The sequence below is a fragment of the Protofrankia sp. CiP3 genome, from assembly GCF_917627345.1.
GTDB lineage: Bacteria > Actinomycetota > Actinomycetes > Frankiales > Frankiaceae > Protofrankia.
Window position 1 is genome coordinate 6,628 of the sequence record NZ_CAKJTM010000085.1, and the last position, 15,089, is coordinate 21,716.

The 15,089-nt window shown below is 69.5% G+C and carries 7 protein-coding genes; 2 read left to right on the forward strand and 5 right to left on the reverse strand.

The features are described 5' to 3' along the window. The 4 genes from MJ797_RS20975 to pabB all read right to left on the reverse strand — a co-directional run. The coding region (locus MJ797_RS20975) for a beta-ketoacyl synthase N-terminal-like domain-containing protein (RefSeq protein ID WP_305039796.1) at positions 1–4,302 on the reverse strand (4,302 nt) is incomplete at its 3' end. Positions 4,303–4,394: 92 nt separating this feature from the next. Further along, positions 4,395–5,573 carry an FAD-dependent oxidoreductase gene (locus MJ797_RS20980; RefSeq protein ID WP_239339645.1) on the reverse strand — a complete coding sequence of 393 codons (1,179 nt, stop codon included), beginning with the start codon at positions 5,571–5,573 and terminating at the stop codon, positions 4,395–4,397. Then, complete coding sequence (locus tag MJ797_RS20985; RefSeq protein ID WP_239339648.1) at positions 5,574–6,803, reverse strand: 4-hydroxybenzoate 3-monooxygenase; 1,230 nt, start codon at positions 6,801–6,803, stop codon at positions 5,574–5,576. Further along, complete coding sequence (gene pabB / locus MJ797_RS20990; protein ID WP_239339652.1) at positions 6,800–8,902, reverse strand: aminodeoxychorismate synthase component I; 2,103 nt, start codon at positions 8,900–8,902, stop codon at positions 6,800–6,802. Before pabB ends, MJ797_RS20985 begins: the two co-directional genes overlap by 4 nt. A 214-nt stretch (positions 8,903–9,116) precedes the next feature. Between pabB and MJ797_RS20995 the strand changes: the two genes are divergently transcribed. After that, positions 9,117–10,508: a carboxylesterase family protein gene (locus tag MJ797_RS20995; RefSeq protein ID WP_239339654.1), complete on the forward strand. Its 1,392-nt coding sequence runs from the start codon at positions 9,117–9,119 to the stop codon at positions 10,506–10,508. 208 nt (positions 10,509–10,716) lie between these two features. Further along, on the forward strand, positions 10,717–14,178 hold the full coding sequence (locus tag MJ797_RS21000; RefSeq protein ID WP_239339656.1) for an indolepyruvate ferredoxin oxidoreductase family protein: 3,462 nt from the start codon (positions 10,717–10,719) through the stop codon (positions 14,176–14,178). 15 nt (positions 14,179–14,193) lie between these two features. Here the strand turns inward: MJ797_RS21000 and MJ797_RS21005 are convergent, their stop codons facing one another. Next, entirely contained in the window at positions 14,194–14,958 is a 765-nt protein-coding gene (locus MJ797_RS21005) for a bifunctional 2-polyprenyl-6-hydroxyphenol methylase/3-demethylubiquinol 3-O-methyltransferase UbiG (protein WP_239339658.1), read from the reverse strand. Between the last annotated feature and the right edge of the window lie 131 nt (positions 14,959–15,089).

Sequence of the window (15,089 nt, forward strand, 5' to 3'; positions counted from 1 at the left end):
CGCAAACAACACCGACTGCGTGAACATCGTCTGATCCAGCAGACCCACCAGATCAGAACCCGCGTCAGCGAACGCCACCTCACGCACCGAACTCAGGGCCGCATCACCCAGCTCCGCATCCAATGCCGCACAGACCTCGTCAAACGCTGCGGCGAACACCGGGAACGCGGCACACAGATCCCGGCCCATCCCCGCACGCTGAGCACCCTGACCAGCGAACGTGAACACCACCCGCCCCGCCGAACCCGCGACCTGCTCGCCCCCCGAAGAGGCAGCCACCGCGCGGAGTCTCGCCACCGCCTCATCCCGACCCGCGGCCACCACCCCAGCCCGGAACTCCCACACCGAACGAGACGTCAACAACGCCCGACCCACATCACCCAGACTCGACACGGGCTCCTGCTCGAGAAAGTCGGCCAACTGCCCAGCCGCCGCCCGCAGACCCTCCGGCGACCGCGCCGACACCACCAACGGCACCACACGAGCGTCCGTGTCGACCGGTGCATCCGAGGCGGGTAGAGCCGCAGCCGCATCCGGGAGGCCGGGAGTCTCCGGGGCCTGTTCGAGGATCACGTGGACGTTGGTACCGCTGATGCCGAACGAGGACACGCCGGCGCGGCGCGGACGGCCGGTCCGCGGCCAGGCCCGCTCCTCGGCCAGGATCCGCACGTTCCCTGCTGTCCAGTCGACCTTCGACGACGGCGTCTCAGCATGCAGAGTCCGCGGCAGAACCCCGTGACGCATCGCCAGAATCATCTTGGCGATCCCCGCGACCCCAGCCGCCGCCTGGGCGTGACCGATGTTCGACTTCACCGACCCCAACCACAACGGCTCACCCTGCTCACCACGATCCCCGTACACCGCAAGCAACGCCTGCGCCTCGATCGGATCACCCAAAGCCGTCCCCGTGCCATGAGCCTCGACCGCATCCACCTCAGCCGGAGCGAGCCCAGCGCTCACCAACGCCTGACGAATCACCCGCTGCTGGGAGGGACCGTTGGGGGCCGTCAGTCCGTTGGAGGCACCGTCCTGGTTGATCGCACTGCCCCGGACGACCGCCAGCACTTCGTGCCCATGACGCTGAGCGTCCGACAGGCGTTCCAGGACCAGCATCCCAGCACCCTCGGCCCAGCCCATGCCGTCGGCAGAGTCCGAGAATGCCTTACACCGGCCGTCAGGAGCCATGCCCTGCAACCTGGAGAATTCCACGAAGGTCTCCGGAGTGGCCATCACGGTCGCACCACCGGCCAGCGCCATTGAGCATTCACCCGCACGCAACGCCTGAGCGGCCAAGTGCAACGCCACCAGCGATGACGAACACGCCGTGTCCACACTCACCGCCGGGCCCTCCAAGCCCAGCACATACGAGATTCGCCCCGACGCCACACTGTGCGCGTCACCGGTCGACCGGTACCCGTCCAGCTCCGGAAGTGCCGCCGACGCGTCGGCGGCGGACTGGTAATCGTTGGCGATCAGCCCGGCGTAGACACCCACGTGCCGGCCCCGCAGCGAGGACGGGTCGATCCCAGCATGTTCGAGCGCCTCCCACGAAGTCTCCAACAACAACCGCTGCTGCGGATCCATCGCCAACGCCTCACGAGGACTAATCCCAAAGAACCCCGCATCGAACCCGGTCGCGTCGGTGAGGAACCCGCCCTCACGCGCGTGCGACACACCCACCGCGTGCGGGTCCGAGTCGAACAAGCCCTCCAGATCCCAGCCTCGGTCGGTGGGGAACTCCCCCACCACATCCGCACCCGACGACAGCAGGTCCCACAACGCGGTCGGGCCGTCCACACCACCAGGCAGCCGCACCCCCACACCCACGACCGCCACCGGCTCGTCCGTCGCCGCCGTCGCGGGCGTGTCCGCGAGTGCGGGCGTTTCCCCGGCCACCTGGGAGGACAGGAAGTCGCTCAGAGCCGACGGGGTCGGGTAGTCGAAAAGTGCCGAGACCGAGAGGTTCAGCCCGGTCAGCGAGACGAGCCGATTCCGGAGGGCGACGGCCCGGGCCGAGTCCAGGCCGAGGTCCTTGAACGGCCGCTGCCGGTCGAACACGTCGTCCCCGACGGTGGCGGCGACCTCGCGATGGATCAGGTCGCGCAAGGACTCGGTCGCGCCGGCCACGGCCAGCCGGTCGTCCTGCGGCACGAACCCGGTGATCGCCATCGTGGTGCCCGCGGAACGGACGGCGGAGTCGAACGCCCCCGCGAGCTCGGCGGCCGACAACGGATCCGAGAGTCCCGTGCGCAGGAAGCCGCCGGTGACCGCCCAGGCGTCGCACACCAGTGACAGAACGCGCCGGTCCGGTGAGTCGTGATGCCGGCAGAGCGCGTCGAAGCGCTGCGACACGGAGCCGGCACCAGAGCAGAGAACCACCGTGCGCGGCGCCGACGCGGTCACGTGGTCCTCGACGTTCGGCGCCCCGCCACGGGCGGGGTCCTCGATGTGGACGAGGCCCGTGATCCCGGCGTCCGGCGCGTTGGCGGTTCCCACGACGACCTCGGTGCCGGTCCGGCGCCCAATGCCGTCGGCGAGGAGGCCGAGCTGGTCCTGGTACCCGTCCGTGTCCGCGAGCACCAGCCGGCTCACGGCGTACCGGTCCGCGAGCAGGTCCGCCACCGCCGCCCCGAGCGTCGTGGCGGCACCCGAGATCATCACTGTGTCGGACGGCCCGAACCACGGGTTCGGCGTGCCTCGGCGAGGCCCGCCCCCGCCGAGGGGCAGCGTCGTCTCGTCTCCGTCCGCGCCCCGGATGCGCGCGACCGCCGTTGCCCGGCTGGCACGGTTGGCGACCAGGAGCCGGGCGGGCGTGTCGGCGAGTAGGTGGCGAGCGATCTTGCCCGAGCCGGTCCGCGGGATGCGCCGCGTCTCGTACAGCTCCTCGGGGATCTTGTGGACCGACAGCCGTTCGCGGCACCGGGCCAGGACCCGGCCGGGTTCGAGGCCATTGTCGCCGGCGACCAGGTAGGCGACCGGCACCTCACCGAGGACGTCGTGGGGCTTGCCGGCGGCCGCGGCGTCCGCCACCCCCGGCACCGGCCGGATCGCCTCGTCGATCTCGCCGGGGTGGATGTTGACCGCGCCCCGGATGATGAGTTCCTTGATCCGGCCGGTGATGCGGAAGAAGCCCTCGTGGTCGCTGCGGGCCAGGTCACCGCTGCGGTACCAGCCGTCGCTGAACCTGCTGTCGGTCTCGGTCCGGGCGTCGTGGTACCCGAGCATCAGGCTCGGCCCCTTGACCCAGACCTCACCTTCCTCGCCGGCGCCGACGACCCGGCCGTCGGCGGGGTCCACCAGACGCACGTCGAGGCCGGGGACCGGCCGGCCGCAGGAGCCGGCCGGCGCGGGCTCGTCGAGGCTGGTCATGGTGATCGGCCCGCACGTCTCGGTGCTGCCGTAGGTGTCGAGCACGACGACGCCGAGCGTCTCCTCGATCTCCGCGCGCAGGGTGTCGGAGGTGACCGCACCGGCGACGAGCGCAAGCCGCAGGCCCGGGACCCCACGGGCCTGTGCCCGGGCCTCGGCGATCAGCAGGTGATACATGGCTGGGACGCCGGACAGGATGCTGAACGGCTCCCGGCACAGGGTGTCGAGCACCTCGTCGGCGGCGAATCCGCTCACGACGTGCGCGGAGGCGCCGACGACGCTCACGCCGAGCAGGCACAGGCAGTGGGCCAGGCTGTGGTGCAGGGGCAGCGGCCACAGGATGCGGTCCCGCTCCTCAAGCCGGGCCATCGGCAGGTAGCTGGAGACGACCGACCACAGGCAGCCGCGCTGGGTGCACAGGACGCCCTTGGGCCGGCCGGTGGTGCCCGAGGTGTAGAGCATCCAGGCCGGGTCGTCGAGTCCGAGGCCGTCCCGGGCGGGGATGCCCGGGTCCGAACCGGTCAGGTCCGCGAAGGACGTGGTCCCCGGCGCGCTCCCCACCACGATGATCTCGCGGACGTCGCTGCCGTACGCCGCCTGGCGCACCTGGTCGGCGTCGGCGGCCCGGGTGATGACGGCCACCGCGCCGCTGTCGGCGAGGAAGTGGCGCAGCTCGTCCTGCGTGCAGTTCGGTGAGAGCGGCACGCCGATGCCCGCTGCGCGGGCGACCCCCAGGTAGCTCTCGATCATCTCGACGCAGCCGCCGAGGAACAGCGCGACCCGGTCCCCGGGCTCCACGCCGAGCACGGCGAGGTGCCCGGCGAGACGGGCGGTGTCCCGGTCCAGGTCGGCGTAGGTAACGCTTCCGCGCGAGTCGGAGTAGGCGATCTTTCCGCCGAGACGGGCGGCGTTCATCCGGACGATCTCGCTCAAGGGCCGAACCAGCTCGGTACGCAACTGCGTTCCACCTTCTGTGATCAGGATTCCGGTGCGGGCGCTCGTCCGGGAGGCGGGCGGGCGGGTCCCTACTTCGGGGACCGGACGCCCATGAACAGGCGGAGCAGCCGTGTCGTGACGGAGTTGCCGGCGATCCGCAGGAAGATCGTCCGGAGCGTGATCGCGAACTCGTTGGGCGGCAGGAAGAAGCTCTCGCGTCCCCGACGTGCCTGCGCCTGAACCTTCAGCGCGATCGGGCGGTACTCGGCCTCCCATGCGCGCAGGGCCGCGGTGATGTCCCCGGGGTGGCGTTCCAGCACGTCGCCGAGGAGGTCGGCGCCGCCGACGGCCAGCGACGCGCCGAAACCCGCGTAGAACCCGGTGCACCATGCCGCGTCGCCGACGAGAACCACCCGGCCCTGGCTCCAGGTGTCCATCTTGATCTGGCTCACCGGCCCGTAGTACGCCGACGAGACGGTCTCCACCTCTCTGAGCAGGGCAGGGACAGCCCAGCCGAGATCCTCGAACCGGTGCCGGACCGCCGTGGACACATCGACGGCCAGGTCGCCGCGCAGGTCGGGGCTCTCCCACAGGAACAGCACCGAGAAGGAGTCGCCCAGGCGGCTGACCGCGATCATCCGGCCGACTCCGCTCATGAGGTGCTCGACTCCGGTGTCGACCGGGTTGCGCTCCACGTTGTAGATCGCCAGGAGGTCACCGAAGTCGGTTCTGAACTCCGCCTCCGGTCCGAAGACCAGCTCGCGAACGACCGAGTTGACACCGTCGGCGCCGATCAGCAGGTCGAAGCGCTCGCGGACCCCGTTCGACAGAACGACCTCGGCGCCGGACTCGTCCTGGGTGATGCTCGACACCGTCGTGCCGTATTCGATCTTCATCTCGCCGTCCAGCGCATCGAGCAGGATGTCCGCGATCTTGTCGCGCGGGACGTGCAAGGTCGGCTCGTTCATCAGCGCCAGCTGCGTGGCCGCCCGCCAGACGACACGCAGCCGTCCGGTGGTGTCCAACATGTGGATGTCCTCCCACGGCAGCTGCGCCTCGACGAGCCGCGGGAGGATGCCCAACCGCTCGGCCGCCTGGTAGCCCACGCCCCGGAAGCTGATCCACGTCCCGCCGTCGCGGTTGCCGCGGGCCTTCTCCACGACCAGGACCTCCCAGCCACGCCGGTGCAAACTCAGCGCCGCGGTCAAGCCGGCGACGCCAGCACCGACGATCAATGCCCGCCCTGCCTCCCACCGTTGAGTGGCCACTCAAGCCTCCATGCCGTCGAGTTCGTGAATGTAGGAAAGTGAGGGCGGCCGGCGCCGTGAGCGGCCGACGTACTCGTCGGCGAAGGCGACGGCGCTGCTGCCGGCCTCGGCCAGCCGCGTCAGGCTCGCGATCCGGCGGCGGTGGTCGAACTGAGTCGCGTCCGCCACCGGGTGGAACAGCCAGGTCAGCCAGGCCGAGAAGTCCTGGGCGCGCCAGACCGCACGCAGGCGCGTGGCCGAGTAGCCCTCAAGGGGACCGACCTCACCGCGGCGGAACCACCCGATGAGGGCGTGGGCGAGCACGCTCGCATCCTCGAGCGCCACGTTCAGCCCCTTGGCAGCGGTGGGCGGGAAGATGTGGGCGGCGTCGCCTACGAGAAAGAGCCGACCGAACTGCATGGGCTCCGCGACGGTGGCCCGGAGCGGAACCCTGACCTGCTCGAGAATCGCTCCCCGCTCCCACGTCCGGCTCTCGTCGAGGTACAGCCGTTGCCCGAGTTCGTCCCAGATCCGTTCATGGGGCCAGTTGCTCTGCTCGTCCCGGGCATCGGTCTGCAGGTAGAGGCGGCTGACCTCGGGCGTGCGCATGCTCGCAAGGGCGAAACCGCGCGGGTGCACGGAGTAGACCAGTTCGGACGCGAAGGGCGCCGCGCTGACCAGCAGCCCGATCCAGTCGAACGGGTAGCGCCGACTGTGAAAGGCGAGGGACGCCGCAGGTATGCTCGCGCGGGACACGCCGTGGTATCCGTCGCAGCCAGCGATGAAGTCGGCCTCGACGACGACCTGCTCCCCGCCCACCGTGAACGCGACGGAGGGGTTGTTGCCGGTGATCCCCACGATCTGGACGTCCCGCGCGTCGAAATACAGCGAACCGTCGTCCGGCGGACGAGCGGAAAGCAGGTCCTTGACGACTTCCTGCTGACCGTAGATGTAGGTCGGCTCACCGATCAGCGACACGGTTGAGATCCGCTGGCTGGTGTTCTCGAAGCGCAGCTGGAAACCGTCGTGCACCAGGCCCTGCCGGTTCAGCCGGCCGGCCAGCCCGGAGCCGCGCAGCAGCCGCACCGTGCCCTCCTCGAGCAGCCCGGCCCGCACCCGTCGTTCCACGTGCTCACGGCTGCACCATTCGACCAGCACGGACTCGACGCCGTGGGTGCGCAGCTCGTGCGACAGGTACAGCCCGGCCGGGCCGGCACCGACGACGGCGACCTTCGTCCGCAGCGTCCTCATCGCTGCTGCCGGGCCGGATCCCGCAGCACGGCGCGCGCCTTGAGCAGCATCTCCTCGTACTCGTCGACCGGGTCCGAGTCGAGCACGATCGCTCCGCCCGCGCCGATGAGGACGGTGTCGCGCCAGAAGACGGCCGTCCGGATCACGATGCTGAGGTCGGCCGACCCGTTGTAACCGAAGTAGCCGAGCGTCCCGGAGTAGACGCCGCGGGCCTCGGACTCCAGCCGGTCGATGATCTCGACCGTGCGCAGCTTGGGCGCCCCGGTCATCGAGCCGCCCGGGAAGCTCGCCTTCACGCAGTCGATGGCGCTCACCGCCGACCGCAGCCGCCCGCGGATCGTGGAGACCAGTTGGTGCACGGTGGCGTACGACTCGGTCGCCATGAACTTCGGGACGTGCACGCTCCCGACCTCGCAGACCTGGCCGAGGTCGTTGCGCACGAGGTCGACGATCATGAGGTTCTCGGCCCGGGTCTTCGCGCTGCGGGCCAGGTCCAGCCGTCGGGACTCGTCGGTCGCGGGATCGTCGCTGCGGGCCGCGGTGCCCTTGATGGGCTTGCTCTCGACCATCTGGTGGCGGTCGATCCGCAGGAAACGCTCAGGCGAGGAGCTCAAGATCCGCAGTTCGCCGAACCGCAGGAACGCGCTGTAGGGAGCCGGGTTGGTACGTCGCATCCGCAGGTAGAAGGCGAGGTCGTTGCCCGGGACCGCGGTCCGCAGCATGTTGGTCAGGCAGATCTCGTAGCTCTCCCCCGCTCGCAGCTGCCGGTGGCACTCGGCGATGTCGGCGAGGTAGGTCTCCCGGTCCCGCACGAAGGACGCCGGGACGTCCACATCGGGGCTCCGGCCCGGCTCGGCCGGCACCGGGCCCACCTTCTCGAGCGCGTCGACGGCCGAGGCCGTGCGGGCCAGCCAAGCATCGGCTTCGAGGACGGACGCGGCCCCCGGCCGGCACAGCGCCACCAGGTAGGTCCGGTGCTCGACATGGTCGACGACGACGAGCCGGTCGGCGCGCATCCACTTCGCGTCGGGAGTCTCGGCCTTGTGACGGTTGACGAAGCCGCAGTGCTCCTTCATCTCGTATCCGAAGTAGCCGACGTACCCGCCGTTGAAGTCGAACGGCACGTCCAGCTCGACCCGTGACTCGGCCAGACGCCAGCTCAGGACGTCGAAGATGTTCCCCTCGACCAGGCTCTGGACGCCGTCCGGAGAGTCCACGACGACCGCGTCGTCGGTCACCGAGTAGCTCAGCACCTCGCTGAGCGGGCCCGAGGCATCGCCCAGGTACGAGAACCGCGCCAAGCCGCGTTCGCAGCGATTGCTGTCGAGCCAGAACGAGTGGGAACTGTCGCGGTAGAGACCGACGTAGACCGTCTCCGCGTCGACCTCGCGTTCCAGGGTCGACACGCGGATGACGAACGAGCCCGCCCCGTCCGGGCGGGCCACCGGCGAGCTCCGGCGCCCGGTGCTGCGGCGCCGGGTCAGGTCGCGGAAGTTCTCGAGGATCCGGGCGCCGTGCTCGGAGGCCACCGACTCGGGGTGGAACTGCACACCCCAGTGCAGCCGGCCGGTGTGGCGGATGCCCATGATCTCGCCGTCCTCGGCCCAGGCGATCGCCTCCAGGGACGTCGAGGCCAGGGAGTCCACGGCGAGGGAGTGGTAGCGCACTGCGGTGAAGTCCTGGGGCAGACCTTCGAAGACGCCCTGGTCCAAGTGGGTGATCCGCGAGAGGTGGCCGTGCCTCGGCATGCTGGCTGAGCGCACTTTGGCCCCGTGGAACAGGGCGATGCCCTGGTGGCCGAGGCAGACCCCGAGCACCGGCAGGTTCGGCAGCGACAGCGGCCGGGCGGCGTCGCCGAAGTCGCGCCCGTCCGCGGGGTGACCGGGCCCCGGGGAGATCACCACGTTGTCGAACCGGGTGAGGAAGCTGTCGTCCCTCAGCGCCGGGTCGTCATTGCGGACGACCACCGGTTCCACGCCGTTGACCTGCGCAATCAGCTGGAAGAGATTGTAGGTGTAGGAATCGTAGTTGTCCACCAGCAACGTGCGCACATGACCGGCGGACGGCTTCACTTCGCCGGCCGGATTCGCAGACTGCACCGGGCCTCCAGACGACGATCAATTACCCGCGAAAGGGAACGTCCAATGCTTGCCCAGACACAACTGGGCCGCCAAGCACCGGTACCGGATCTAGGGGTCGGCCGAATCATTCCTAGGGGCTGCCCATCGGGGGCAGATATCCCCTATTGACATTGTCCGGACGCCACCAGAAGCATGAGCAGCGATCAATTCCCGGGGATTCGGAGACGAGACCGTGCGTGATTCCACCGAGAAAGATCTCGTTGTCGGCACCACGTCCGGGCCGGTGCGCGGTTTTCTCGACCGGGGGGTGCCCAACTGGCGGGGCGTGCCCTACGCGCGCGTCGAGCGGCGTTTCCGGCCGGCGGTGCCAGTGGCGCCGGGCGAGGAGATCGAGGCCACCGGGTGGGGACCGGTCAGTTGGCAGTTGCCGATCCAGCTGAGCCGGGGCCTCTACCGCCTCCCGATGGACGACCTCGTGGAGAACGAGGACTGCCTCAACCTCAACGTGTGGTCCCCCGGCCCGCGGCCAGACGGACCCCTGCCGGTCCTGGTCTGGTTCCACGGGGGCAGCCGGGTGAACGGCAGCGCCAGCAGCTGGATCGACCCGTGGCACTTCGCCGCCCGGCACGGTGCCGTCGTGATCACCGCGAACTACCGTCTCGGCCCGTGGGGCTGCCTCTACCTGGGCGGCCACGACCCGGACTTCGCGGACAGCGCCAACCTCGAGGTCCTCGACCAGGTCATGCTGCTTCGCTGGATCAGGGACAACATCGCCGGCTTCGGCGGCGACCCCGGCAACGTCACGCTGTTCGGCATGTCTTCCGGCGGTTGCGACATCGCGACGCTGCTCGGCACACCCGCGGCCCAGGGGCTGTTCCACCAGGCGGCGATCTACAGCGGCAACGCCGAGGTGCCCATGTCCGAGGAGGCCGCGGTGCGCTTCACCGAGGAGTTCCTCGGCGCGGCCGGGCCACTGGCGAACTCACCCGATGACCTGACCCGACTCCCGAACGTGGGGTTGCGGCACATCCACGGGAAGCTACTCGAACGGGGGGTCTCGGTCCGATACCGGCCTTTCGTCGACGGCACGGTCGTACCCCGGCCGCCGCTGGAGACGATCCGCGCGGGGGGCATTGCCGACGTGCCCGTGCTGATGTCGGTGACGTCGGACGAGGCTGGCATCTTCGTCGCCATGGGCGACGCGGTCTTCGACCGCGCCTACGAAGCGGTGGCCACGGGTGATTCCACGGCCGACCGGGACGCGAAGACCAGGCTGCTCTCCGAGAAATATTTCTGGGAGCCCACCGACCGATTGCTGCAGGCCGCCCACCAAGCCGGTCGGAAGGTGTGGCTGCAGAAATACTGCTACGCGCCGACCAACTCGAACCTCGCGGCCCAGAACCCTTCCATCGCGGATCGCCCGGTGCACGGCACCGACATGGCGTCATTGTTCGTCGACACCGAGGGAAACGACGGAGCGGAGACCGACCGGCTGGTCGGGGCGCAGGAGCAGAACGCCCTGATCGCGCTGGCCCGGGACGGGCGTCCGCCTTGGCCGGAATGGTCTCCGCAGGCGCCGGTGACGTACGAGATCACGGCGCCATCGAACGTCGGCGCCCGGTAGGCGCCGGCCGAGACGAACTCCCGCCCCCGGTAGCTGCCCTCGACGACTTCCCCGCCACCGAAGGTGTCCACCAGCCGGGGCGCCGAGGCCGGGTCCGATCTGCCCGGGCGACCCGGGAACGCTGATCGCGGTGTCGCGCCTGGGGTTGTCCGGGAGGCACGAGCGCCCTAACGACCTGCCGCCGCAACGCCCGGAACACGGAGAGGCGATGACTGACACTCTGCAGCATGACCCGGCTGCCGCGTACGACCTGAACGACCGCTACCGGACCGGTGCGGAGCCCCGGCTGCTGACCGGGGTACAGGCTATCGCGCGGCTGCTCGTCGAGCAGCACGAGCTGGACCGGCGCCACCACCGTCGAACGGCCGCGTTCGTGTCGGGCTACCAGGGCAGCCCACTGGCGGGCGTCGACCGGTTGCTCGCCGGCATGCCCGACGTCCTGGCCGCGAATGACGTCACGTTCGTGCCCGGCTTCAACGAGGAACTCGCGGCCACAGCGGTCTGGGGTTCCCAGACCGATCTCCCGATCGGCACCTCGCGCTACGACGGCGTGGTCGGCATCTGGTACGGCAAGGGGCCAGGTCTGGACCGCGCCACCGACACGCTCCGGCACGCGAACATGTTCGGAGTCAACCCGAATGGCGGCGTGCTGCTGCTCGTCGGCGACGACCCGGCCGGCAAGTCCTCGTCCATGCCCGCGGTCAGCGAGCGGTCCCTGGCCGCGCTCGGGATCCCCGTACTGTTCCCGCGCAACGCGGCCGAGATCATCACCCTGGGACTGCACGGAATCGCCCTGTCGCGGACCTCGGGCTGCCTGGTGGCGCTGAAGATCGTCACGGACGTCGCGGATGGCGCCTGGACCGTGGACGACACCGTCTCCCGAGTGGAGATGGCCACTCCGCCGACCCCCTGGGACGGCCGGCCTTGGACCTATCGGCAGCGGACCGTCGACCTCACCCCGGGCCACCTCCAGTCGGCCGAGGCGGACCTGTACGGCCCGCGCTCCGCGACGGTCCTCGCCTACGCGGCCGCCAACAAGCTCAACCCGGTCGAAGTCGATCCGGCCACCCCCACCATGGGTCTGATCGCCTCTGGGAGCACCTACGACGCGCTCCGCCAGAGCCTTCTCGACCTCGGTGTCGATGACGTCCAGCTGAAGGAGTCCGGCGTCCGGGTCATGCGGATGGCCATGATCCACCCGGTCGATCAGGCCGCCGTGCGGGGGTTCGCCGCCGGGCTCGAGGAGATCCTCGTCGTGGAGGACAAGACCGCGTTCCTCGAGACGCACGTCCGCGATGCGCTCTACGGGACCGCCCACGCTCCCCGAGTCCTCGGGAAGCGCGACTCCGAAAGCCGGCCGCTCATCCCGCACGACGGCGAGCTGACCGCCGGGCGGTTGGCGGGCCCGCTGCGCCGCGTCCTCCGCGACCGCGTCCCGCTCGCCGCCCCGGCCCCTGGACCGATCCAGCTCCCGCTGCTGAGCGCCTCGCGCGCGCCGTACTTCTGCAGCGGGTGCCCGCACAACCGCTCGACTGTGCTGCCCGAGGGCTCGATCGGCGGCGGGGGCATCGGCTGCCACGCGATGGTGACGCTCGAGGCACGGCAGACGTCATCCGTCATCGGGATCACCCAGATGGGCGGCGAAGGTGCCCAGTGGATCGGCCAGGCGCCTTTCACCGACGTCCCGCACATCTTCCAGAACGTCGGCGACGGAACCTACTTCCATTCCGGGCAGCTCGCCGTCCAGGCGTGCGTCGCCGCCGGGGTCGACATCACCTACAAGCTGCTCTACAACGAGGTCGTCGCCATGACCGGTGCCCAGGACGCCGAGGGCGCCCTCCCGGTCGAAGCGCTGACCCACAAGCTTGCCCGCGAAGGCGTCAGCCAGATCATCGTCTGCGCCGACGAGCCGGAGCGCCATCGCCGCCGCAAGCTGGCCAAGGGCACGCTGTTGTGGCACCGGGACCGGCTCGACGAGGCCCAGCGGGTGCTGCGGGACATTCCCGGCGTCACCGTGCTGATCTACGACCAGCACTGTGCCGCGGACGCCCGGCGTCAGCGCAAGCGCGGGAAGCTCCCCGCGCGCACGACCAGGGTCGTCATCAACGAAGCCGTCTGCGAAGGCTGCGGCGACTGCGGCCGCAAGAGCAATTGCCTGTCGGTGCGCCCGGTCGACACCGAGTTCGGCCGCAAGACCCGCATCGACCAGACCTCCTGCAACACCGACTACAGCTGCCTCGACGGCGACTGCCCCTCCTTCGGCACCGTCGAGATCGACTCCGACGCCCGGCAGGAGCGCCGGAAAATCCCCGCTCCGCCGACGGTCCCGGCTCCCGCGTCGCCCGGACCATCGCGCCCTCAGGACGTCTTCCTCGCGGGCATCGGCGGCACCGGCATCGTCACCGTCAACCAGGTGCTCGCCATCGCCGCAGCCCTGGCGGGATACGAGGTCGAGACACTGAACCAGACCGGACTGAGCCAGAAGGCCGGGCCCGCCACCGGTCACCTGCGTTTCTCCGATAACCACCTCCAGCCCTCCAACCGCATCTCACCGAGCGCTTCGACCTGCATCCTCGCCTTCGATCTGCTCACCGCGGCCGAACCCCACAACCTGGCCCAGGCAAATCCCGCCACGACCATCGCCATCGCATCGACCAGCGAGACACCGACCGGCGACATGGTGTACGACCTGACCGTCAGCTATCCGTCCGCGGACGAGCTGGCCGCGCGCCTGGATTCGATGACCGCGGAGCTCCATACGCTCGACGCGGTCGGCGCCGCGGAGACGCTCTTCGGGAACACCGCAGCCGCGAACTTCCTCGTCGTCGGTGCCGCCTACCAGAGCGGCGCACTACGAATCCCCGCCGACGCCATCGAGAAGGCCATCGGCATCAACGGGGTCGCCGTGGCCGCCAACGTTGCGGCTTTCCGCTGGGGGCGCGCCGCCATCGCACTCCCCGACGCCTTCGCCGCCGCGGTCGCACCCAGGAAACAAGCGAACGACCCGATCTCGCTTCCGGCGCCGGCCGCAACGTCGCTCGACGGCGAGGTCCGGCGCCTCGTGGAACTTCGGGCCGCCGAGCTGGTTGCCTACCAGGACGTCAAAACCGCCGTGAACTACATCGACTTCGTCCAACGAGTAAGGGACGCGGAGTGTGCTGTCACCACGGAGACCGGCTTCAGCGAGGCCGTCGCGCGTTACCTGTTCAAGCTCACGGCATATAAGGACGAGTACGAGGTCGCCCGTCTCCTCACCGCCCCCGGGTCGACTGAGGCAGCGACAGCCCAGTTGCCCGGGAGCGCTCGCGTGACTTTCCGGCTCCACCCTCCCTTTCTTCGCGCGCTGGGACGAAAGAAGAAGGTGGAATTCCGACCGCGGTCCCACGGCGCGCTGCGCCTGCTGGCCAGGCTGAAGAAACTGCGTGGGACCCCGTTCGACGTCTTCGGGTACGCCTACGTCCGGCGGATCGAGCGCGCCTTGGTCGCACACTACCGCCAGCTCATCACCACCCTGACCGAAAGCCTCACGTCGGAGAACTACGAGCGAGCGGTCCGCATCGCCGGCCTGCCCGACCTCGTCCGGGGCTACGAAAGCGTCAAACTCGCGAACGTCGCCGCCTACCGAGAACTCCTTGCGGCCGAGGGCATCGATGTCGAGGGCCTGGCGTGACCGCGGAGCACCACGTCAGGCATGCTTGGCAAACTGAGCGATAGTCGTGGACTTCGTGCGAACGGTGCCTCCGAAGCCGTCGATGACCTGCCCCAATCCCGTCAACAACGCATGGCGCTTGGCAGGTTCGAGCCGCATGTGGTCACTGTGGGTGGAAACGAGTCCCACCCACTCCGCGGAGGTGAACTCGAGACCCCAGAGGTAGGTTGCCGCATCGACGGAGACGAAGGCCTCGTACCCAGCCAGCGGATCGATGGGCTCATCCGGGTTCTTGGGGACGTACCCGCCCATGCGGACGGCCGGCGCGTACTCCTGGTAGAGGGGGCCAAAAGCCTCGAGCACGGTGGCGTCCAGCTCGTGGTAGGTCCAGAAGCGGGCGATGATGCCTCCCGGCTTCAGCAGTTCAGCCGCTCGCTCGCCGCCCCGCTCCGGATCGATCCAGTGCCATGCGTCGCCCGTGACAATGAGATCGAATCGACGTCCGGCATCTTCCCAGTCTTCGAACCCGGAGACCTCAACGGACACGCCATGTTCCCGAGCCACCTCGGCCATCCGGGCGTCGGGCTCGACACCGAGTACATCGAGCCCACGTTTCGCCAGGGCGACCGAGACTTTCCCGGTGCCGCAGCCGACATCGAGAACCTCCGACGGCCGGAGTGCAGCGAGGAAGTCCAGCAGTTCTTCCGGAAATCCTGGGCGAAAGCGATCGTACTGAATCGCCAGCGCCCCGAAACCTTCCGCGAAGTCACGTTCAAGATAGGGCTTCTGGAGAAATGTCATGCAGTGGCCCCCGTACGGAGCGGTCGAATCGACACGTTGTATCTTACCCACTTCCGAGGATCGCGGTTCCCTGTGCGCCGTGCCGGGCCGGTGCGATCTCACGTTCCAGGTGCCACAGCCGGGTCGGGTAG